The 22,433-nt window shown below is 37.4% G+C and carries 22 protein-coding genes, 2 tRNA genes and 1 other RNA gene; 8 read left to right on the top strand and 17 right to left on the bottom strand.

Annotation, left to right across the window (positions count from 1 at the left end; translation table 11 throughout):
• Window positions 1-32: 32 nt before the first annotated feature.
• Window positions 33-986: an NAD(P)H-dependent flavin oxidoreductase gene (locus K5G00_RS05145; protein WP_238764755.1), complete on the top strand. Its 954-nt coding sequence runs from the start codon at window positions 33-35 to the stop codon at window positions 984-986.
• Window positions 987-1,099: 113 nt separating this feature from the next.
• On the opposite strand, the gene K5G00_RS05150 is transcribed toward K5G00_RS05145, so the two are convergent.
• From K5G00_RS05150 to K5G00_RS05160, 3 genes are read right to left on the bottom strand one after another with little or no spacing between them, the layout of a single operon-like run.
• Window positions 1,100-1,948, bottom strand: a complete 849-nt coding sequence (locus K5G00_RS05150) for a hypothetical protein (protein WP_238764757.1) — start codon at window positions 1,946-1,948, stop codon at window positions 1,100-1,102.
• Window positions 1,949-1,965: 17 nt separating this feature from the next.
• A complete protein-coding gene (locus K5G00_RS05155; RefSeq protein WP_238764760.1) occupies window positions 1,966-2,919 on the bottom strand; it encodes a glycosyltransferase family 2 protein in 954 nt (317 codons plus the stop codon).
• Window positions 2,920-2,936: 17 nt separating this feature from the next.
• Window positions 2,937-3,464 (bottom strand): DUF4199 domain-containing protein, encoded by a 528-nt coding sequence (locus K5G00_RS05160; RefSeq protein WP_238764762.1) that lies wholly within the window; start codon window positions 3,462-3,464, stop codon window positions 2,937-2,939.
• Between the two features lie 202 nt (window positions 3,465-3,666).
• On the opposite strand from K5G00_RS05160, the gene ffs reads away from it, so the two are divergent.
• From ffs to K5G00_RS05175, 3 genes are all read left to right on the top strand, one after another.
• Window positions 3,667-3,766, top strand: an RNA gene (gene ffs / locus K5G00_RS05165) — signal recognition particle sRNA small type.
• 129 nt (window positions 3,767-3,895) lie between these two features.
• A tRNA-Thr gene (locus K5G00_RS05170) sits at window positions 3,896-3,969 on the top strand.
• An 11-nt stretch (window positions 3,970-3,980) separates the two neighbouring features.
• Window positions 3,981-4,062, top strand: a tRNA-Tyr gene (locus tag K5G00_RS05175).
• Between the two features lie 58 nt (window positions 4,063-4,120).
• Here K5G00_RS05175 and K5G00_RS05180 read toward each other — a convergent pair.
• From K5G00_RS05180 to K5G00_RS05190, 3 genes are all read right to left on the bottom strand, one after another.
• Window positions 4,121-4,747 (bottom strand): PspC domain-containing protein, encoded by a 627-nt coding sequence (locus K5G00_RS05180; protein ID WP_238764764.1) that lies wholly within the window; start codon window positions 4,745-4,747, stop codon window positions 4,121-4,123.
• 21 nt (window positions 4,748-4,768) lie between these two features.
• Window positions 4,769-5,101, bottom strand: a complete 333-nt coding sequence (locus tag K5G00_RS05185; RefSeq protein ID WP_158868708.1) for a PadR family transcriptional regulator — start codon at window positions 5,099-5,101, stop codon at window positions 4,769-4,771.
• A gap of 62 nt (window positions 5,102-5,163) precedes the next feature.
• Window positions 5,164-5,757, bottom strand: coding sequence for a hypothetical protein (locus K5G00_RS05190; protein WP_238764767.1), 594 nt, complete (start codon window positions 5,755-5,757; stop codon window positions 5,164-5,166).
• A gap of 411 nt (window positions 5,758-6,168) precedes the next feature.
• Here K5G00_RS05190 and K5G00_RS05195 point away from each other — a divergent pair, with 411 nt between their 5' ends.
• Window positions 6,169-7,392, top strand: a complete 1,224-nt coding sequence (locus K5G00_RS05195) for a transaldolase family protein (protein WP_238764774.1) — start codon at window positions 6,169-6,171, stop codon at window positions 7,390-7,392.
• A gap of 18 nt (window positions 7,393-7,410) precedes the next feature.
• On the opposite strand, the gene K5G00_RS05200 is transcribed toward K5G00_RS05195, so the two are convergent.
• From K5G00_RS05200 to K5G00_RS05210, 3 genes are all read right to left on the bottom strand, one after another.
• A complete protein-coding gene (locus tag K5G00_RS05200) occupies window positions 7,411-8,076 on the bottom strand; it encodes an O-methyltransferase (RefSeq protein WP_238764776.1) in 666 nt (221 codons plus the stop codon).
• Between the two features lie 110 nt (window positions 8,077-8,186).
• On the bottom strand, window positions 8,187-8,603 hold the full coding sequence (locus K5G00_RS05205) for a hypothetical protein (protein ID WP_238764786.1): 417 nt from the start codon (window positions 8,601-8,603) through the stop codon (window positions 8,187-8,189).
• Window positions 8,579-9,046 carry a DUF4405 domain-containing protein gene (locus K5G00_RS05210; protein WP_238764788.1) on the bottom strand — a complete coding sequence of 156 codons (468 nt, stop codon included), beginning with the start codon at window positions 9,044-9,046 and terminating at the stop codon, window positions 8,579-8,581. The genes K5G00_RS05205 and K5G00_RS05210 overlap by 25 nt, the downstream gene beginning before the upstream one ends.
• A 200-nt stretch (window positions 9,047-9,246) precedes the next feature.
• Between K5G00_RS05210 and K5G00_RS05215 the strand changes: the two genes are divergently transcribed.
• Complete coding sequence (locus tag K5G00_RS05215; RefSeq protein WP_238764790.1) at window positions 9,247-9,738, top strand: DUF7004 family protein; 492 nt, start codon at window positions 9,247-9,249, stop codon at window positions 9,736-9,738.
• A gap of 1 nt (window position 9,739) precedes the next feature.
• Here K5G00_RS05215 and K5G00_RS05220 read toward each other — a convergent pair whose 3' ends face one another.
• Window positions 9,740-10,531: a hypothetical protein gene (locus K5G00_RS05220; RefSeq protein WP_238764798.1), complete on the bottom strand. Its 792-nt coding sequence runs from the start codon at window positions 10,529-10,531 to the stop codon at window positions 9,740-9,742.
• Window positions 10,528-11,766 (bottom strand): CHASE2 domain-containing protein, encoded by a 1,239-nt coding sequence (locus K5G00_RS05225; protein ID WP_238764800.1) that lies wholly within the window; start codon window positions 11,764-11,766, stop codon window positions 10,528-10,530. Before K5G00_RS05225 ends, K5G00_RS05220 begins: the two co-directional genes overlap by 4 nt.
• Before the next feature lie 96 nt (window positions 11,767-11,862).
• On the opposite strand from K5G00_RS05225, the gene K5G00_RS05230 reads away from it, so the two are divergent.
• Together K5G00_RS05230 and K5G00_RS05235 are read left to right on the top strand one after the other, a co-directional pair.
• Complete coding sequence (locus K5G00_RS05230; protein ID WP_238764802.1) at window positions 11,863-12,648, top strand: hypothetical protein; 786 nt, start codon at window positions 11,863-11,865, stop codon at window positions 12,646-12,648.
• On the top strand, window positions 12,648-15,779 hold the full coding sequence (locus tag K5G00_RS05235; RefSeq protein ID WP_238764804.1) for a CHAT domain-containing protein: 3,132 nt from the start codon (window positions 12,648-12,650) through the stop codon (window positions 15,777-15,779). Before K5G00_RS05230 ends, K5G00_RS05235 begins: the two co-directional genes overlap by 1 nt.
• Here K5G00_RS05235 and K5G00_RS05240 read toward each other — a convergent pair.
• From K5G00_RS05240 to K5G00_RS05265, 6 genes are all read right to left on the bottom strand, one after another.
• Entirely contained in the window at window positions 15,765-16,937 is a 1,173-nt protein-coding gene (locus K5G00_RS05240; protein ID WP_238764806.1) for a M14 family zinc carboxypeptidase, read from the bottom strand. The two genes, K5G00_RS05235 and K5G00_RS05240, sit on opposite strands and share 15 nt — an antisense overlap.
• Before the next feature lie 125 nt (window positions 16,938-17,062).
• On the bottom strand, window positions 17,063-17,518 hold the full coding sequence (locus K5G00_RS05245) for a V-type ATP synthase subunit K (RefSeq protein WP_158868720.1): 456 nt from the start codon (window positions 17,516-17,518) through the stop codon (window positions 17,063-17,065).
• Between the two features lie 40 nt (window positions 17,519-17,558).
• The gene (locus K5G00_RS05250) at window positions 17,559-19,352 is read right to left on the bottom strand and encodes a V-type ATP synthase subunit I (protein WP_238764808.1); all 1,794 of its coding nucleotides are present in this window, start codon (window positions 19,350-19,352) and stop codon (window positions 17,559-17,561) included.
• 14 nt (window positions 19,353-19,366) lie between these two features.
• The gene (locus K5G00_RS05255) at window positions 19,367-19,954 is read right to left on the bottom strand and encodes a V-type ATP synthase subunit D (RefSeq protein WP_238764809.1); all 588 of its coding nucleotides are present in this window, start codon (window positions 19,952-19,954) and stop codon (window positions 19,367-19,369) included.
• A 15-nt stretch (window positions 19,955-19,969) separates the two neighbouring features.
• Entirely contained in the window at window positions 19,970-21,088 is a 1,119-nt protein-coding gene (locus K5G00_RS05260) for a universal stress protein (RefSeq protein ID WP_238764811.1), read from the bottom strand.
• A 5-nt stretch (window positions 21,089-21,093) separates the two neighbouring features.
• Window positions 21,094-22,431, bottom strand: a complete 1,338-nt coding sequence (locus K5G00_RS05265; protein WP_238764819.1) for a V-type ATP synthase subunit B — start codon at window positions 22,429-22,431, stop codon at window positions 21,094-21,096.
• Window positions 22,432-22,433: the final 2 nt, after the last annotated feature.

A 22,433-nucleotide genomic window follows, 5' to 3' on the forward strand; every position in this document is an offset into this window, starting at 1 on the left:
ATTCACAACCGTTTTTTATTTTAAATTGTATTATGAACAGAATTTGCGAGTTGTTTGATATTCAATATCCTGTTATTCAGGGTGGTATGGTTTGGTGTTCGGGATGGAAATTGGCTGTGGCAGTTAGTAACTCAGGAGGATTGGGTTTGATTGGAGCAGGTTCCATGCATCCTGAAGTGTTGGATGAACACATTAAAAAAGCAAAACAAGCTACTCAAAAACCATTTGGTGTAAATGTTCCCTTGCTTTATCCTGAAATCGAGAAAATAATGGAAATTGTTGTGCAGAATGAAGTTCCGGTTGTGTTTACATCGGCAGGAAGTCCTAAAAAATGGACCGGCTGGTTAAAAGAGCATGGAACTACGGTTGTTCACGTGGTTTCAAGTTCATTGTTTGCGGAAAAAAGCGAGGCAGCGGGAGTAGATGCCATTGTTGCTGAAGGTTTTGAGGCAGGAGGACATAACGGACGAGAGGAGACAACTACACTTTCTTTGATTCCATCCGTGAGAAAAGCAACTGGTTTACCTTTGATGGCAGCAGGCGGGATTGCAACAGGACAGGCAATGCTGGCAGCAATGGCTTTGGGAGCAGATGGTGTTCAGGTTGGTTCTCGTTTTGCAATTTCTGAAGAATCATCGGCGCACCCTGATTTTAAAAAGCTGGTTGTTTCATTAAACGAGGGGGGAACAAAATTGGCCCTGAAAAAACTGGCTCCGGTGCGGTTAATTAAAAATCATTTTTTTGAACAGGTGGATAAAGCTGAAAAAAGTGGTTCCACTGCCGAAAGCTTACAGGAATTACTTGGAAAAGGACGTGCAAAAAAAGGAATATTTCTTGGCGATTTGGAAGATGGTGAATTGGAAATCGGACAGGTTTCAGCCCAAATTAAAGAGATTAAACCGGTAAAAGAAATTATGGAAACATTAATTTCAGAATACAAAAAAGGTGTGAATGATATTAAAAACGGCGGCAAGTATTCACTCTAATATTGTATTGTAAAAAGCAACAACTCTATTTTAAAGAACTTCCCAAACATTGTTTTTTTATAAGGCCATGAATTTTGCCAGGCAAGTACGTACAGAGGTTTGTTCTCTTTCTTTTATTCCAATGAATTTTGAGTTTGTGGTGGATTGGGTTTTGTACGCTCATCCAGATTAAAATATTGAAAAGCCAGAAAAGTGTAAGGAATTATCCACAATATGGCTGAAACAATAACTGAAAATCCCGTAAGAATCCAGTACCATTGCGGATAGTCTATTGTTCCGGTTTGCTGCAGGCTGAACATTGTTGAGCCAATTCCTGCAATCATTGCCGGGATAGACACTAGAAAGCTAACGATATAAATAATGATGATTCCAACCAGATTAACTAAAAAAGTATTCCACCATTGAGAATTTACCAAATTCCACGAACGGGTGAAAGCGTTGCCAACACCTTTTTTTTCAAAAATCAGGATCATTACTACGATGGAAAAAGTGTTGGCGAAATAAATTCCGGGGACAATGCACATTATCACGCCAGCAATTACCGCAATAAAAAGTAAAAGGTTAGCCCCTAAAGCAATTAAACTGTTGGAAAAGAAGAGGGGGGTGATTTCACTCAATTCGAAATTTCCTTTTCCTTTTTTTATATAATACTCAATGTAGGTGTAATATGTTCCGCCAAGGAGCGACTGCACAAAAATTCCGAATAAAGAAATTATAAAAATGTTACCATAAATGGGGCCGATATTTGAAAGTAGCATATCCGGGTTATTCAAATCGACTTTCCCTAAAACTTTTATTTGTACGTAAACCTGTAGAATTCCGTAAATGATGATAAAAGGTAAAATATATATGGCAAATAATTTGGCAACAGGCTTAAATTCCTGTTTCAGAAACCGAAATGAATCAGAAAAAATATCACCCGGTTCTCTTTTCTTTTGAAATTGCACTTGTACTTCAGTCATTCAAAATAATATTTTGATTAAAATGTCTTTTTATCAATTTGGTATTTATTACGGTCGGATGCACTGCGCGAGATTAGCTCTCCGAGGAAGCCTGCCAGGAAAAACTGCGCCCCGATGATGATTGCTGTTAGAGATATATAGAAATACGTGCTGTCGGTCAGTAAGTTGCCGTATATTCCGGCTTTTAACTGTTGTGTTTTTTGCACCGCGAGTACTATTGCTGATGCGATTCCAAGAAGCACCATTAATATACCAAGAATACCAAAGAAATGCATCGGCCTTTTTACAAACCTTGAAATAAAAATCACGGAGAGTAAATCAAGTGGACCGCGAACAAAACGTTCCAATCCGAATTTAGTTACGCCATATTTCCTTTCGCTGTGAATAACCACTTTTTCGCCAATATTTTTATAGCCGGCCCACTTCGCAAGAACAGGGATATATCGGTGCATTTCGCCATATACTTCTATACTTTTTATGACTTTTCGTTTGTAAGCTTTTAACCCGCAATTCATATCATGCAGTTTTATCCCTGTCATCCTTCTAACCGTCCAGTTATATAGTTTGCTTGGAATGTTTTTGCTTAAAACCGGATCTCGTCTTTTTTTCTTCCATCCTGAAACCAGGTCAAAACCTTCTTCTGTAATCATTCGGTACAACTCGGGAATTTCATCGGGGCTGTCCTGCAAGTCAGCATCCATGGTAATAACAACATTGCCCAGTGCTGCATCAAAACCACAAAATAGCGCAGCCGATTTTCCGTAGTTACGCCTGAATTTTATCCCTTTAATATTTTTATTTTTTGTTTGTAGTTCTTCTACAACGCTCCATGACTCATCTATACTACCGTCATCAATAAGAATAATTTCATAGGAGAAGCCATGCTCTTCCATTATTTTTTTTATCCATTGCGTTAATTCAGGGAGCGACTCTTTTTCGTTAAAAAGGGGCACAACTACGGAAATATCCATATTAAATCTGATTGTTCTTATTCAGTGAAATCGTCTACCGGTTTTTTCTGTGTAAAAATAGCTGTTATTAAAGAAATAATCAGGCCAATCAATGCGCCGCCAAAGATTCCCATAACCATCATCATTGTTGGGGTTTGGAATTTTGCTGACATCTCAACTGCCATATCAATTTGCTCTTCAGGTACTCTGCCTTGTTTTACGATTTGTTCTTCGGTAAATAGTTTTAGTTGTTCCGTCAACGAAGGATCAATAACCGTGTATAAGAGAACAGTATAAATACTCGATAAGATAGAAGCAAAAACTACCGTTAACAATCCAACTCCCAGTGCCTGTCCATAGCTCATGGTTCCACCCAACGCTTTTTTGTAATTTATTTGCGCTAATACAACACCGGCAATTAATACTGCGTAACCCAGCCATTGGGCTATTTTAGAGAAGGGGTTTCCGGTTACATAAAAAATAACAGAAACTAAAATTGATACAATCCCCAGGTAAATACCTGACATGAGGGATGATTTCCATACAGATGCAGATTTTTGTTCCATAATTGTTTTTTTTGTAAAGTTCGACAAAGATATGTTTATTTTTTAATCTGATTTCACTTGAAATATTAGAACTGTAAGAGAATTGAAAGTTACAAATTATTTTTTTGAATGTTTTTTCTGATGAGTCGGGAAAATGACATGAAAATTACGAGACTTTTGATTTTTATTTGGAGGTAATTCAAAATTTTCTACTTTTGCAGCCGGGTAAGTCCTGTGCGACCAGCTCCTGCTGAATCCCCCCAGGGTCGGAAGGCAGCAAGGGTAGGCGGTTGTAGCGGTGCGACACAGGTAGCTTACCCACTTTTTTTGAAAGAAAAAAAGCAAAGAAAAGTTTGAAAAAAGTTTTGCAGATTAAAAAATTAATTCTTTACTTTGCGCCGCTGAATTCAAAAACAGCAAACGTTCTAAAGCAATTTATTGATATAAAATAAGCCGAATTAGCTCAGTTGGCCAGAGCACGTGATTTGTAATCTCGGGGTCCTCAGTTCGAATCTGAGATTCGGCTCAGCTTATTTTGGGGAGATACCGAAGCGGTCAAACGGGGCAGACTGTAAATCTGTTGGCAAAGCCTTCGTAGGTTCGAATCCTGCTCTCCCCACAAACTATGAAAGGGAACCATTTTTGATGATTCCCTTTTTTTATGATTATAGAAAAGATTATGCTTTGCTTTTGGAGAAAAATCCCTCTTTTTTGAATTTGTTATAGCTTTCTTTTACCGAGTCGACTTCTTCTTTTATAAATTTCTCGATATTTTTTACAGTTACGTCTTCACCACGCATTTCAAGACGCTGTGCTGCGTTTACAGCTTTAGGTACAACAATCCATAAAATAAGGTAAACAAATAGCGCTATCCCTGTAAAGAAGAACAGCAGGACCATTATCAGTCGCATAACAACAGGGTCGATGTCGAAATAAGCTGCCAAACCACCACAAACACCACCTAAAACCTTATGTTCAGGATCACGGTAAAGCCTTCTTTTTCGTCTGTTTTTTTCACCGAAAGGTTCTTCGTTATCTCCGGCTTCATTAAAAGTTTCAGGTGTTCCCATCATTTCCACAACTTCATTAACCCACTCCATTGTGACTACTTTTTCCTCTTCAGTAATTTTTGAAGTAAATATTTCAGCGATCCTGAATTCAATATCTGCAATAATTTCCCTTCCTTCCTCGCTATCGCCAAAATATTTTTTTAAACTGATAAGATATTTTTGCAGTTCTTCGTAAGCATCGTCTTCAATATAAAAAACTGTGGCGCTAAGGTGAATTGTGTATGTCTTTTTCATTTGTGTATTGTTTTTTGTTTTTTATGCTCTGTTTTGTTTTACGGACCCAACTGCGTTAACCAGTTCGTCCCATGAACCTTCCAGTTCTTTCAGAAATTTTTTCCCGCTGTCTGTTAGCTCGTAATATTTTCTTGGCGGACCCTGTGTTGATTCCTCCCATTTGTATTTTAGTAACCCGTCGTTTTTTAGCCGGGTCAATAGCGGATAAAGTGTTCCTTCCACAACTATCATTTTGGCTTCTTTTAATCCCTGTAATATGTTGGTGGCATATAAAGGTTCACCGTCCAGTATCAGAAGAATACAGTATTCGAGAACTCCTTTTCTCATTTGTGCTTTTGTGTTTTCTATTTTCATGGCGCTGTCTTTTTTGATTGTTAAAAATTTTTCTGATACCAAAATCTGGGGGCCGGGTTGTTTTATGCAACCCAGTTTTTATCAGATATCATCCAGCTTTCCAGTTCGAGTGGTTGTTCCTTTGTTTCAATTGAGTCGAAATTGTATTCCTCCAACATCCAGTTTTCGAGTTCCAATGGCTTTTCCGTTTCTTTAATAAATTCAATAGATGAATTTCCAAAATTAGTTTCGTCAATCATCCAGTTTTCGAGTTCGAGTATTTCCTCAGCCTCTACTTCCATAGCAAAACTGGTTTTGTTGAAAGAGTTTGTGCTTGTCATCCAAACTTCCAGATTAAGCGGAGCTTCCACTTCATTCTCAAAATTGAATGTACCTTCAAAACTACCTTCATCGGTCATCCAGTTTTCCAGTTCCAAAGCTTCTTCTGTTTCTGCATAGATTGCTGAAAAGTCAGCTGGCGAAGAAGCATGTGTTTCAGTTTTCATTGCTTTTGGATTGTTATCTACCATGGCTGTTGCAATGGTGTTAAAACTACTGTTTTCAAATAACGACCTCCAAAAATCCTGCGCATTTACTGTAATACTTATCAGTACTAAGCTCATTCCTGCTGCTAACGTTTTTGTAATTGCTTTCTGAACATTGTTTTTTGTTTTCATGACTTTGTCTCCTGTTTTTTGTTTTCTGTTATTATTCTGTTTTCTGTTTTTCAAACTTTCAATCTTATGACGCTCTTTTTTGTTTTATGTTACACTTTGTATAGAACTTTTTTTTGTCTGCTACCATTTTTAAAATGGATTATTGTAATACAAATATATGAATAAAAAATAGAACTATGCAATACAAAGTACTATAATTTTTATAAAATATCTCATTTTTAATGTTTAATATTCTTATAGTCAGTGGTTTGTGTTTATATGATTTTTGTCATGTTTTTAGGGGGGCTACTAATTGTTCGGAAAAAATGACAGAAATTGTATTAATTATTTTTCGTTAAAAGCAGATGTATGCTTAAACAATTTTTGAAGTTTTACTATTTAAATAAGTATAAGACAGTAAAAAGTAAGATTATGGATAAGGTTTTAAAAGAGAAAATAAAAGCATTTATTTTAAAAGGAGTTGAAGAAAGACCGATAGTTACAAAAGGAGATACATTTTGGAAAGCGTTGCGAAACGTGGATACTGAATTATGGCTCGATACTGGAGACATGGATGAAGCCGAAAGAATATGGACCGCGGAAATGACTGCTTTGACAACCAACAACACCTTGGTAAATAAAGAAATACAAAAGGGAATTTATGATTCTTTTATTTCTGAAGCCAAAGAAATTGTAGGATCGCTTCCTTTAAGACAACAGATCGTTGAAATCGCATTTATCCTTAACGCCCGGCATGGATTGCGTCTCGCAAAAAAGTTTGGCGGTTTTGTGAGTGTAGAGTTACATACCGACACAGCGCACGATAAAGATGCAATTATTGATTACGGGTTAAGATATTTTGAAATCAATCCAAAACAATTTATTGTAAAAGTTCCTTACACGGCAACCGGATTGATTGCCGCCCGTAAATTGAAGGAGAAAGGAGTGAGAATCAATTTTACACTTGAATTTTCGGCCCGGCAAAACGTAATGGTGGCAGCTGTTACCAAACCTGATTATTTAAATGTTTTTCTGGGAAGAATTGGGGCTTACATTAAAAACAATGGTTTAGGTGACGGTTCCGGAGCAGGAGAGCGAACAGTTATTTCAACCCAACGATGGGTTACTGAACTTTCGCGGGATAATTCCAACTCTACCAAATTAATCGCCGCCAGTTTACGGAACTATGAGCAGTTGGTTGACCTGGCCGGAGTAAATGTGTTTACCATGCCAACAAAAGTGGCCGGTGAGGGAAGAGAAAAACTGGATGGAAAATTTGAATCAAAATTAAACAAAGTTTACCCGGTTGATTTAAATAAAAAAGCGCCGCAATATTTTCCTGAAAAATTGTGGGAAGTATCCTCAAAAGAAGTTGAACTGGCAAAAGAATTGGATGAAAATTGTCCGGAAACAGGAGATGAATTGGTTGAAAGAGCGCATGCTGCCGGTTGTGGCGATATGTTTCCCAGGCTAAACAAAGAGGATTTGGAATTTATTTCATCTGACGGGAAAATCCCAAAGCACGAGCGTTGGGCAGAAAGAATAAAATTTGGTGAACTTGCCATCGATACCTTACTGAATTTATCCGGACTGGCAAGTTTCACTGCCGATCAGAAAGAGTTGGACAGTAGAATTGAAAGAATTATAAAAGATTAGTGTCCGGATTTTGTGATCCTAATTTTTGTTTGTTTTGTAACTGATTGAAACACCGCCTCCTTTGTTGTTATAAGTTGTTTCAAAATTGGTGAGCGACTCAATATATTTCACAAATTCACCGATGCCTGACATTCTTCTTCCCTGTGTAATATTGTGGGCTGTAAAACAACCACCAACTTCCATTTTGGGTGCAATATCTACAAAATAATTTTTGTACCATGTTTTGTCAGCATCACTAAAAACAAAATCGATGGGGCCTTTTAATTGAGGTACCAATTGGTGGGCGTCGCCTAAACGGGCATCCACATATTCAGCAACACCGGCTTCTTCAAAGTTAGCAAGCGCTTCCTTATGTCGCTGTTCGTCAATTTCAAAAGTAATTAATTTACCCCCGGTTTTACTTAATGCCCATGCAATCCAAACCCCCGAGTGTCCGGTTGAAGTGCCAATCTCAACCGCATTTTTATAACCGTTTTCTACAATAATATCAAACAGTAACTGGCCGTCAGACGCCGGTACATTCATATCTCTCCACGAGTATCGCTTATCCGACAGAAAAGCTTTTACTTTTTTATCCAGTTCCGGATTCTCATTCAAATTTTGTGAAAAAACGGCCTGGTTGATAAACAGTATACTTATTACGGAAAAAACCAGATGATAGTAAATTCGAATTTTCCTTTTCATAAAAAAAATTAATGGTTTGTTATTTGTTTCGCTCCGGTTATCGTATAATAAGACAAATTGAATAATAAAAAGGTTTAAGTATTTGAAATATAAAAGAATAATTGTGTCTTTTACTTTTCTTTTTTCCTGAAAGTCCGTATTTTATCGGTATAAATGGTTCCAACAGTAAATAAACAAAATACAGCCAGAAACCACACTACATTTCTCAGTTGTATTTTTTGTCTGCTGTGAAAGCCTCTGCGGCCGTGCCCCCGGTCTTCAAAGTTTCTTTCACGGAGGCTTTCACGATTTCTTTGAACGACATCTGCGCTTTGCTGAGCGATGCTCTTCGTTCGATTCGTCCTGTTCCGGCTGCTCCTTTCATCAAAACTTGATCTGCCCGGATCAAAACCTGGTCTGAAGTTTTGTTCGCTGTTTACATGAAAAATACGGACACTTCTTTCCCAATAATTCAGATGGTTAAAACCAATTATCCCCCAAATAACGATTCCCAAATTGATGATTATGATGCCAATTTTTTTTGCCATTTTTTGTCTTTTTTAAAGTTAAATCTTTGAACTACCCATTTCCAGTGCAATCCAAGGTGAATTCCAAAAAGCGCCAGTGTAATATATGATGAACTGGTGTGCATTACACGCCAAAACATATGGGAGCCTCCCAGGTTGAGCCACGAAAAATCAATTGTTTTGGCAATGGCAATTCCACTGAAAATCATTAAAAACATTCCCACGAGAAGAAGGACATCCAACACATAATTTAACCGGGCTCTTCGGGGACATCGTTTTATAAAACCCATGGTAACCTTTTTTATCCAGGTCCAGTTTAACGCCTTGTGAAGCAGGAAGAATAAACCAATTATTAAACCTGCCCACTCATGAAATCCAAGTCCGTAAAACGATCTTGGATCCATTAGTAACAACATGACTGCTGCCAGCGAAACATTCAAAATGAATTTAATTTTGTTCATCATTGTTTTTTTATTGTACTTGCTGGTTAGATTCAATCGCGAAGGATAAGTTTAAAAACGTCTTTATATTAAAATTGACATGTATTTTGTTTTGAGTCAGTGTCAGTTAAGAAATGAGTAGTGCTGTTTGGAATTATTTGTAGCTTTTATTTACTTTTAATACTGATTTTGAGGGAACAATTGTCGGTTAATACATAAAAAATATGCCCCGAAAATTAAATACATTTAGCAATGGCGGATTTATAGAATTTGATTCCGGAAGTTTTGACGACTGGTGTGTTTTCCTTACAAAGCCTGGTGGGGAGCGGTTTGCCCCAACCGATGAAAGATATTTCAGGCGGCTGAAAAAGTTGGGAAAGAAATATGGCAATCAAAAAATCTACGGTGATTTTGTTTTGATTTTTGATAAAACAACAGCACTGCTCGACGAACATATTTTTAAACAAATTACTGAAATTAGTAAATATTACAAGCACGGCAGCGACCGACTCGAAATAGAAATTTGGTTTAATGTGTTGTATGCCGGAATGGTAGCAGAGGAGAACAAAGAGAAAGCTGTCCTGAAAAAAAGAATCAAACGGCTGGGAATGCACCATTTACTTATCGATAACCTTGAGCCGGAAGTAGCAGCCAACTTTAGTAAAGGGATAAAGTGGCAGGCTCTCGACCGCTTGATGAGGGCAAAAGGTTTCTAATTCACGGCAGATTGGTTTTGGCAACTTTTACACGAAGATCTTTATCAATAATGTTTTTGATTACTTCCATATTGGTATTCCCGTAGGCTTCTGAAATGTATGGAACAATTTGTTCAAAATAGACGGCAGAAGAATTTTTTCCGCTTTGATTATTAAAAAAAACAGCCAGTTCTTCAGAAATTGCTTTTCTTGATTTGGTCGTGAGACTAAAAGTGCCAATTTCTTTCTTCTCCGCCGAAGTTACATACGTCAGTTGGAATGTCTCATCCTTGTAATCTCCGGCTATTGAAAATGAATTATTATCAATTTTGAGATTTACTTTTTTGTTCCCCTTTAAATCGGAGAACAACAAATAGTTTTTGTCATCCAGGGGTATTTTTTCCGTGTTATATAAAAATGGCGTTTCATTGACAATCAAAACCTTTTCTCTAAAAAAGCCCATCAAATCGTAAACATCCTCAAAAGAAGAAAAATTGTTTGAACTGCGCGTAGCAGTCATGTAATATTTATTTTGTGGAATAACAGCTTTTTTTAAGGCAACCACCCATTTTTTTGATTCCTTTTCCTGGTCGCCGGGAGAGAGCAGGAAGTAGCCATCGTTTGGCGAAAGCAGATAAATTTTATCTTCTTTCCCCGAAAAATGAAGAATATTCTCTTCAGTAAGTTTATCGCCGGTTTTTAGCGTTTTGTTATTACACAAAACTTCACCAACAACCTTTACAACATAGAAATTTTCAGCAGGTGGAAGGGAAAAAATGGTTAACAAAAGCAGCAGTGCAGTTAGTGTTTTCATACCTCTATTTTATACCTGTTCTTAACAATGTCAATTCCAAATTCAACAAGCTTCAGGTACACAAAAAGTACCAGGATGTTGATGTGAATGTTGAAAAAAAGATACGACAAAATGGTTAATATTGACAAAAAAAACAGCTCATCGAGTGAATCAATAATAAAATGTATCCAGCCGGAGCGAAATTTATTTTTAAGTAAATCCAGCAAATTAAAGCCTTTTCCGGTTAAAATTCTGTGGGAAATCCAGGTGAATCCGATAACAATTAGCAACAGCCAGCCAAGCGTAATAATGTTGTCGTTATTTAAAAGTGTAAGATAAGCGTTAAAAACAATGAGCATGCCTGGCATAATTCCAAAAGCAGTTTTATGCGTGTCGTTGTCAAAATCTCCAATCATTATAATTTTACCGGCAAACATTTTTTTCAAATCTTTGGGCTCCATAAATTTTCCCAACTCCGTTATTGTTCCCATATGATGTAGTGCAAAATTAGATTCATCCAGGTTTTTGCCCAGTTTAAAGTCGGTCATTCTTACTTTAAAATCTGTTATGGGAGCTTTCAAACTTATTTTGTTTCCGTCACGAAAAAACATCCCTTTTTTTGAAATAGTATTACCAGAAATTTTTTCGTACATAATTGCAGGCAGTGTTTTTTGCTCGTTGTAAACAATTGGATATTTAAAAAACATTCCTTCCGCCGAACGATAGGTTGCCAGAGCAACCGGTAAATCAAGCACAGACTCAGGGATTTCTTTATTTTTATTTATATGAACTGCTCCTAAAATTTTGTTTCGCATTTTGTTAAGCTGGGTCTGGAGAAGAGAATCGTCTTCAGAAGGCAAATCAAAAATCAAATCCAGAACCACAAGTTGTACATCATCTTTGTAAGGCTCTATTAATGAAACAAGTTCTGAGAGTTGTTTTCTGTCCGTAATTTCAACTTCTTCGGGTTGAATTGCCAGTGGATCGCGATTTATCTCAATTTCAACTTTACTTTGCGATGTATTTATAAACAGAACTTCTGATGGCAGTGGTTTGGGATCGAAATTTAAAATGTCTTTTTTTATCAATGCCGTCCATTTAATTAAAAAAGCTTCATCGCCAAAAGTATACGTCATTCCCAGCCAAATATAACCCAAAGAAAGTAGGACAAAGCTGTGGGCTAAACTTATTAACCATATTTTATATTTTACAAAATAGTTTCTAAAATGAGATTTTATATTCTTAAGTAAGGGCATGCAAGGTTCTTAAAATCATTTTTTTAGGTGAACAAATAAAATATCGGAAATGTTGTTTGATTAAAGATAAAAAATAATAAATCTAAAAAATCCAACATGAAAAAGTTTCCTTCTTTTGTTATTGGTTTGATTTTTCTGTCTGTCTGTTCTTTTGCACAGCAGGATTTACAGCAACTTCGTTTTGATAATAACAAATATTACTATTTCAGGGAGCCCGGCAGAAGCGGGAATTTAAGTGTAGATGTTGCATCAAAAATCCCCGGAATTATTTTGATGTCAACGGATAGAAGTGCTGTGCGGAGAATGAATACCGGACAAACTTTTACCAACGGTCGTGGAAATCCGTTTTATTTATTTGCTGTTCCGGCGTTGTACGAGGTTTTGTTATCTGAAGATGGAAACAGGTATAAATTCGGACAAAATGGGGGTGAAGGAGATTTTAACAGTGCCGAGGTTTTGGTTTTTAGAAACAATGCAACGGCTTCAGCCATAAGTGTCGGAAGATATATTCGTCCGCCGGTAAAATTTAGTATCTCGGGAGATGAACTTTTTACGGACCCTTCGACTGTAGATTATGCAACGCAGCAGTTTCTCCGGGTGGAAGCTTCGGAAAACCAGACGGCTGAAATCAGAATCAATCGTCAGACAGAGAGGGGAAATGTTTTTGTATGTATTTTTAATGAAAAAGGAGAGTTTTTAGCGGAATTAAACCCGAAAGATAAAAACGATAATTCTCCCACAAAATCATTTGTTACTGCACAAACTGTTTATGTTATTCCATTGGTAGGCAGTAAGTTTACGCGGCAGGCCAATCAGGATTTAATTCAGTTTGAAGTGGGTGATCCCAAGGAAGTAGCAACCGTTAAGATCGAAGAAATATAATGCCAATAAGATGTATCAGCCTTGTTTTAACTCTCAGTTTAACCGGACTTATTTCACGTGCTCAGCCTGATTCATTGTTTGTCAGATTGGAACAGGCCGTTGAAAACTACAACGGGGATGAGGCTATTTCATTTTATAATCAGATTTTTACGACCCGGAATCCGGAGGATTTTACAAATGCGGAATATATACGAATTTTTGAGCTCTCACATAAACTTTCAGGAATTGGGTTTGCTAAAAATGTAAACGAAAAACTTGGCAAATTCAGGAACAAAGACAAAAAGCTGCCTTTTATTTCTCCTGATTTGTATGGTCAGTATTTTATTGAACTTGGCTACTCGTACTACCTTAGTAGCCAGATATTAGAAGCAGACTCAGCTTTTCGTTTCATTATTGAAATGTACGAAAAAAAGTATCCGGTTTCGAGGCTTGATATTGGATATTCTTACAATGTTTTAGGACTGATAAAACGAAAATACGGAGATTTTGATTCGGCTATTGAACTACTGAAAAAAGCAGAAAAAATCAGAATTGAAGAACTTGGTCCCAAACATCCGCAGGTGGGTGGTGTTGTTAATAATATTGGTTTGATATATAGTGATTTGGGTGATTTTGATAAGGCAATTTTGTATTATAACAAAGCGATTGAAATTAAAATGGAAACCCGCGATCCTTCAGTATATCTGAACTATATGAATGCGGGAGAGATTCAGACCATGTTGGGAAATTACAGGGGCGCTCTCGATTATTATGAAAAAGCTGAAAGCATTTTGCGGGAAATAAATGAACTGGGTAAACTGGCTGATTTATACTTAAATATGGGAGCTGTTTACAATCTTCTGAAGGCAAATGTTGAATCGTACCGGTATTTTCAGAAATCACTGGCGATTTATACCGATATTTTTGGACAGGGAAATGAGAAGAATGGCAAAGTCTATCAAAATCTTGCCAATGTATATGAGGAGCTTGGTGATTTTGATAACGAGTTAAAAGCCACTGAAAAAGCTGTTGGAATCATGGCAAATATTTATGGAAAACAAGCGATTGAAGTAGCTCCGTTATACAACAATCTGGGGCTGGTTTATAAAAATCACAAGCAGCCGGAAACCTCACTACACTATCTGAAACTTGCTTCAAAAATTTACGTGGAAAACGGACTGGAAACCTCAGAAAAATATCTCAACACATTAAGCAATATTGCAGAAACATATTCTTTTTTAAATAGAACAGACTCTGCCATTTACAATTATAATAAAGCAACCCAAAGTCTCTCTCAGCTTTTTAAGGGAAGACATCCGGTTTTGGCAAACTCATATAATAAACTGGCTGAGATTTATTTCAAAAGTGGTGATTACACGCTTGCCGGGCAGATGGTTAAAAAATCCATATCTGCCAATTTGAATGGAGAAGAGAATCCGGACAACATTTATGAAGCCTGTTTAGATCCGTCTATTCTTTTTGAAAGTTATCTTTTACAGGGAAAACTTTCTTCAGAATCAGGGAATACAACAGAGTCAGTTTGTGAAAAATCGATGTTTGGTTTTCAAATTGCCGATTCTATTTTGTCTGTTCAGCGAAATTTTTTGTTTGATAAAGATGATAAAATTAACCTGGCCCGCAATGCAAAAAACTTAACTGAAGCGGTTTTGGAATGTTTTATTCATCATACCGAACAACAAGATGCAACAACCTTTGAAACATCCTTTAAATACATTGAAAAGAGTAAAAACCTGGTTTTGTTAAATTCTATTTCAGAAAAGAGTGAAAAGAGATATGCAGGGATTCCGGATTCGGCTCTGAATCGTGAAGAGGTGATGTTAGGGCGAATAAATTTTTTAACACTTCAGGCTGAATTGGAAGAGGATAGTTTGGAAAAAAGAAATATTCAGGAAAAATTATTTGCAAGCAGAGAAGAGTATAAAAATCTGGTTAAATACCTCGAAAAGAGTTATCCGGAATATTATAATTTGAGGAATAAAAATGCAGTTCCCGGACTAAGAGAAATTAGAGAAAAGCTTGATGATGAAACTGTCGTGTTATCCTTTTTTGTTTCAGAACACGCATTTTTCCGAATGCAAATAGCAAAAAAACAGAGTAAACTGGAAAAAATTCCTGTATCAGGTTTTGATGATCTTTTAACCGGGATGAGAAAAGGAATTACCTTAAAGCTGGATGATATTTATCTTGAAAAAGCACATCAACTTTTTTCACTTTTAATTCCGGATGATATTGTTGCCGGAAACTACAAGAAAATGATAGTGATTCCTGACGGAGCGCTCACTGTTTTGCCTTTTGAAGCATTGCTTACAGACAGTGTCGCTCCTGGTGTAAAGCCGGAATTCTGGCCTTTTCTTCTAAATAAAATTGAAATCAGTTATTCTCCTTCGCTTGCAATTTGGTTGAAGTTAAATTCAGAAAACGGTCTGAACGACAAAGAAGATTCTTTTCTCGCCTTTGCACCTGTATTTAAGAGTCAGGTGGAACCCGGAGTGGCGGAAGCTGATTTACAAGATGAAAATATGCTCCGGACTTATCAAACAAAATTAAATGAATTGTGGTTAGCACCGCTTCAGGCCTCTGAACAGGAAATTCTGAAAATTGACTCTTTATTTTATTTTAATCATTTGACTTCCAGAGTTTTTGTCAATTTGCAGTCGTCTAAAGCGCAAATCAAGCAACAAAATCTTCGGGATTTTAAGTTTATCCATATTGCAACGCATGGATTTATCGATAAAAACAATCCCGATCTTTCCGGGTTATTTTTTGCTCCTGGTTTAGAGCACAATTCAGAGAATATTTTATACACAGGCGAAATATATAACCTGCAGTTTGATGCCGAGTTAATTACGCTTTCAGCATGTGAAACAGGTTTAGGGAAAATTGCCGAAGGAGAAGGAATGCTGGGGTTTTCGAGAGCTTTTCTTTATTCGGGAGCAAAAAATCTGTTGCTTTCGCTTTGGAAAGTAGATGACACCTCTACATCAGAAATGATGGTGCCTTTTTACGACGGAATTATTGAACGGGCGATGAATATTTCTGAGTCGTTACATGCTGCAAAACTGAAGCTGGTTAAGAACAGTCGTTACAGCCACCCTTACTACTGGGCTCCATTCGTTTTAATCGGGAGCTGACTTTTGCCATAATAATCTTTTTTCCAGAATATAATTGAACATTTCGTCATATAACAACAATTGAATGTCCAAAATATCATCATACCTGACAACAGGTTCAGGAGAATTTTCAGAAACAGAGCCGTGACTGCATTCAAAAGTAAATGCCATGGTTCCGGAAATATGATGAAGAGCAGAAATAAGATTAAATGTTTTTGCTGGAGGAAATCTTTTATCATCCGGCTCAGGCGACCAGAACCAGTCGTCGGGCCAGTGAGCCAGATTATTCTTTTTATATCTGTTGTTTACACGATGCGCCAAATCATACACACGTTCTTTCATAAACAGGGGCAAATAGGCAGGTTGCAAAACTATCGGGCGGTTCTCGTGTGAGTGCAGTGAAACGGTTAAGTCAGGAGCTTCTTTTTGTGCAATTTCCAAAATCGCTTTGGTTTCTTTTGCCATCGGATTAAAATATTCGTCCTGCATGATATTAATTCCGTTATCGTTAAAATAGGCTCCTAAAATTCCGACGTCTCCTTTCATTGGATGAAGCGATTTTGCATGTGGCCATCCCCACGAAGTTCCGTCTTTGTGTGTTCCCTGTCCGTATTTAGTCATTATTTTTGTTGGAAGCCCTATGAAACTGTCGTAAGGACATCGTTTTCTTCCGTCAGGATTTCCACATGGAATAATAATGGTTCGGCATTGTTCGATTTTCTTTTTTAGTGCCGACCAGTCTTTTCCCCTGTAATCTTTTCCGGTTTCGGCGATATGGATAAGGTTAATTAACCCGGCCATTCCTTCTACTTCATGCCCGTGAACCGGGCCTACAAAAAATACAACGGGTTTGCTTATGCTGTCTTTTTGTGCATAAAACGCCGGGTTGCGGGCTGCAACTGCCGAATTATAATTTGCCTGCGAATGAAAATTTTCTTTTTCACCATAATATACAGCGTAAACAGGCAGACCGCCGGGTGAAACAGCTATGGTTTTTACTTCACCCAGTTTTACATTATCAATTTCATCCTGGATTTCAGACACTTTTGATTTGAAAAAAGTTGGTATGTCGGAATTGTTTGGCGGATCGCCGGCTTCAATTTTTATCTGCGCAAAAGATTCCTCATTAAAAAATATAATCGCAACAAGGAGTAAAATTAATCTGAAAACGTACACCATGGTTTCGCCGGATTTAGATTTGTAATAAAAGATGATTACTCAAAACCAGTAATTATTATAAAATTACACTATTTTGTTGTTCCAGTGCAAATTAGTTTTGATTGGTTTGAGAGATGTTTTTTCCTTTACAGACTCATACTGATGAGGAAAGTTGCTGCAAACGCAATAATAGCGTACAGTTCCGGGAAAACGGCCAGTACCATGGTTTTTCCAAAAATATCGTGCCCCGATCCAATTCCGGCAATTCCGTTTGATGTGACATCGCCCTGGTTTAGTGCTGAAAAGAATCCTACAAATCCAAGGGTAAAACCGGCTGCCAGAATTGCAACTCCCTGTAACATGCTCATTTCATCTGAAATAATTCCCTGGCTGTTGATAATAAAGAATCCTGCAAAACCATACAAACCTTGTGTTCCGGGGAGAGCGCTTAACAACAAATAACTTCCGAACTTATCAGGCTTTTTTTTGAGCGCACCGACGGTTGCATTTCCGCCTTTTGATACACCAACCGCGCTTCCAATTCCTGAAAAAATGAGCATAATTGCCAGCCCTATGTAAGCCAAAATAACTGCAGTTGTCATAATTTATCTCCTTTCAATTGTTTTATTTATTTACGTTTTTTTATTTCGAAAATGGTTTATATTCTTCTCCTCCGCCTTTAAAACCGGCATTTTTGTAAAACTCAACAAAGGTAAGTCGCATGGGGTGGACAAACGAACCAAGTGATGAAATCAGGATATTCAAAGTATGCCCCAGTAACAGGAATATCGCAAAAAAAACAGGCCCCAGAATTTTTGAAGATCCTAATATCTGCAGGGCGATGTCGTTAATTACAAAGCCCAAAATGGCACTTGATAATCCAAGCGCAAAGAGTCTGATGTAGGAAAGTAAATCGCCAAATATTCCTGTGACTGTTGAATATACATCCCAGATTCCTGAGCCAACACGAGAAAAAATGTTTGCTTTCGGATCGCTGAAAAACAGGATAAAAAATCCGCCGGCCGAAAAGACGACGTATAAAATCACAGAGTTTGGAGAAATTGCGTTTAAATTTACCAGCAAAAAGTAAATTAGGCTGCCCAACAAAACAACCAGCCAACCAATGGTTGACAAAGCATATGAAAACCCGAATTGTTTGCTTTGGTTGGCCGCTTTTATAAACAAGCCAAAAATGATTTGTACGGCACCGAGAACCAGTGCCAGATTGAACATTTTATTTGGATCGAGGAACAAACCTTTTATGTTTTGCAGCCAGTCAGCTTCAGTCTGAATGAGATTAATGCCAAAGAAGGTTCCGGAAACAGACCCAAAAATTACGGTTGCCAAACCCAAAAACTGAATGAGTGACAGATAGGGCTTTACTTGTTTGTTTGCTTTAAGTTTGTAAATTCCGGCACCAATAATAAAAAGTAGTCCATATCCGGCATCGCCCAAACAAAAACCAAAAAACAGCATAAAAAACGGGGCAAAAAATACGGTTAAATCCATTTCGTGGTAATCGGGCAGCGAAAACATATTGCCAATGGGTTCGAAAAGTTTGCTAAAGCTGTTGTTCTTCAGAAGTACCGGGATGTTATCATCAGGCGTCGCCCTTCTGAAATAAAAATGAACGCTGTTTTGTTCCAGAAAATCATCAATAAGTTGTTTTTTTGTTGAGGGAATCCAGCCTTCCAGAATCATTAGCTTTTCATCAGCTTCTTTGGCCGTGTTAAGTTTTACTTTTTCAAAGCACAGCGATTCCATAATTTCCATCCTTGTTTTTTCCATAGATGGAATATCTTTTGCAGCAATTTCATCCAGTTGCCGGTTGATGGTTTCAATCTCCTCTTCCAGCTCGTCACACTTAATTTTTATGTTTGGGTACGGAATTTTGGGCGGTTCAACTTCATCCAGTTCGTATTCTGCTTTTTCGTCGTCTTTTAACAGGACAATAAAAAACACCTGGTTTTCCGTTTCAGAAATAATCTCGACAATATTTCCTCTTTTCAGGCATTCGTTGTATTTCTTTTTTGTACCAATAAAAAAACGGACAAACAAATTTTCTTTTTTGAGTTTTCCAAGGATTTCGTGCGAAAAATCGCCCCACGGTTTTGCCTTTTTTAGTTCTTTTTTTTCTTCCTCAAGCTCTTGTTCCAGTATTTCCAGTTCCTTTTGTTTGCGGAAAACGTTGTTCATAATGTTTATTCCATCTGATTCCACATGCAGATCTTCCAACTGTTTTATTTCCCGTTTTTCCAGAAAATCGATGATTTTTTCCAGTTGCTCAATGGTTCCGTATTTTTCTTTGATTTCGCTGGTGAGTTTAACTTTCTTTTCAATCACATGAATCACTCCCAGTTTTTGAATATTCTCAAGAAATTGATTGTATTCTTTATAAAACACCAGGAAATAATATTTGTACATTGGAACAATCATTAGTGCGCCTTTCGTTATTTTTGCTGTCGTTTTTTTACAATTTTTTGTGCTGACTTTGATAGATTTTCTTCATCTTCCAGAAAGCGTTTTATTTTTCGAATTGCATCTTTATATTCCGGAATTTGCACTTTTTCATACAGGTTGACTTTTTGTGTGGTTTTTTTTCGGGCATAGTCAAGCAAAGTCATTTTTCGTAAATAAAATTCCCGTTCGGTTCCAATTCCGGCAAGGTTTTTTACAATTGAAATCCCGTAGGAAAACCATTTCGGGTTTTCAAAGATGCTGAATTCTTTTTCGTTAAATGCGATTTTTTCAAAAACCGGTATTTTAACTCCGGCAATTTTTTTTGTTGAGATTTTTACATCGCCAACATCAACCAAATTTGGCTTAAATTCATTCCACAGACCAACTGATTCTGACTCTTTTGTAAGTTCAGAACTTAGCTTTTTTTCCAGTTCATGAATTTTATCTTTGGCTTTTTTTACTTCCATACGAAGTGCGGCTTCTTTGTTTTTTAAGGTGGGAAGTGCACGCAGTCTGATATTAAGCTGCTTATTCAGTTGTTGCAACGCCGTTTTGTTATATTGAAATTTTAAAGGCAATGGTTTATAATTTTGTTACACCGGAAATATTAGTATTGGAATATTTTCAACTAAGACAATTCTCTCCAAAAGGCTTGAATGAAACATTTTATAAAAAGACGAGCGCTTCATTTTTGAAAATGATATGACGTCAATGTCATTTGATTCAGCAAAAGTTTCAAGTCCTTTAACCACATTGTCGCTTTCAAATAGCACACATTTAATGTTATGAACGCTGTAATCGCGGGCCAACAATTTATTTAACTCATTAACTTTTTCCTGGTGGTGCGAGTCATCGTTTAAATCGATGTGTACACAATAGATTTGTTTATCAAAAGCCTGCAATATCGCCAACAACTTATTCAGCGATGAATTATCTGAATCATAAAAGTCTGTAGCATACATTACATTGATTTTATCTTTGCCCTCAAAATCAGCCTTTGGCGGAACGACCAATACCGGGAAGTTGGAATGTTCAATTACTTTAGCAATCGTTTTACCGTGAAATTCATTTGCTTTTTCGTATTCTCCCTTGCTGCCCATTAAAATAATGTCAGGCTGATATCTTTCTGCGGCATCCACAACTACATGTTCCGGAATTCCTTTTAACATCCGGTAGTGCAGATTTACAGATCTCAGGAGATCATTAGGGACAATTTTTTTGATTTCGAGGCTAAAATTTACCAGTTTGAGTTGCGCTTTTTTGTGAGCTTCCTGAAGTTCCATTTTTACATGTTTTTCCCATGAAACCGTGTGTTTGGCTGAATTGTGAATGGTAGGATCTTCATAAACATACAAAAGCTTTATTTCGGCGTTGTTTTTTTGAGCTACTGAAATGGCAAATTTGCATAGCTCCAGACAACCCTCGCTCATTTTAACCGGCAAAAGAATTTTTTTCATTTGCGCATATGATGCGTCTTCCGATAAGGTGTCCAGATCATATTCCCTATGCATATTCAAAAGCAGCTTAATGGCTTTTTCTGATTTTCCGGCTTTTACTTTTAGCAGAACTTCATCAGGATTGTAAACGCCACCCATTTTCAAACCTTCATTGGTGAAAAAGCATTCAATTCCTTCTGATTCGAACCTTCTTTTTACAAAACTTCCAACTTGCGGCTTTGTTATTCGGAGGATTGTAACCAGTTGATTTTCCATGACATTTAATTTTTTTTATTTTCTATACTTCTCCCGTATTTCTCTACAAATTCAGATTTAATTCCAATTTCTGCCACAGAAAAGTATTTATTGAATAACTTCCAGCCGGTATCAATCATTTTTCCAATTTCAATGTTGATGTCGATAGCGAGTAATTTTTCGGAATACTCTTTGGCAAAACTCATGGTTCGTTTGTCGTAATCGGTCAGATCAAAGCCATTTTCAATTTTTGTTTTTGCGTTGGCTGCATCGGCAAAAAGTCGGATTGCCGTGTTCATAACCTGCGGGTGGTCTTCCCGCGTTTTTTTGCCTATCACCAGCTGTTTTAAGCGCGATAAACTTCGAAAGGGGTCAACAATAACTTTCCCTATATCAGTGTCTTTTCTAAGGAACAACTGTCCCTCGGTAATGTATCCGGTATTGTCGGGAATGGAGTGTGTAATGTCTCCGCCCGATAGTGTAGTAACTGCAATAATGGTAATTGAACCACCACTTGGAAACTGCACTGCTTTTTCGTATAAACGAGCCAAATCGCTGTATAACGAGCCGGGCATACTGTCTTTTGAAGGAATCTGATCCATTCGGTTTGAGACAATACTCAGCGCATCGGCAAACAGGGTCATATCGGTTAAAAGGACCAGCACGTTTTGGTTTTTTTCGGCAGCAAAATATTCAGCAGCAGTTAAAGCCATATCCGGAACCAGCAGACGCTCAACCGGTGGATTTTCCGTGGTATTTACAAAACTGATGATTCGTTCGATAGCACCGGCGTTTTCAAACACATTTTTGAAAAAGAGGTAGTCGTCGTTGGTTATACCCATTCCACCCAGGATAATTTTGTCGGCTTTTGCCCGCAAGGCCACCATTGCCATCACCTGATTATAAGGCTGGTCGGGATCGGCAAAGAACGGTATTTTTTGCCCGGTAACCAGGGTGTTGTTCAGATCTATACCGGCAATTCCGGTAGTAATTAGTTCAGAAGGTTGTTCGCGTCGTACAGGGTTTACCGAAGGACCTCCGATTTCCACTTTTTTACCGTCTACTTCCGGACCACCATCAATTGGTTGTCCGTAAGCATTAAAAAAGCGCCCGCCTAATTCGTCGCTAACCGAAAGTTGTGGCGCATGCCCAAGAAAAACCACTTCTGCATTGGTTGGTATTCCTTCTGTACCTGAAAAAACCTGGAGGGTAATTAAATCTTTTTCAATTTTAACTACCTGCGCCAAACGGTCGTTAACAACCGCCATTTCTTCGTTGCCCACACCTGAAGCGTGAAGTGCAATTGTTGCCTTGGTAACCTGTTCAATTTTTGTATATATTTTCTGAAATGCAGTGGTTTCCATTC

The organism is Maribellus maritimus (assembly GCF_022267315.1).
Taxonomy (GTDB): Bacteria; Bacteroidota; Bacteroidia; order Bacteroidales; family Prolixibacteraceae; genus Draconibacterium; species Draconibacterium maritimum.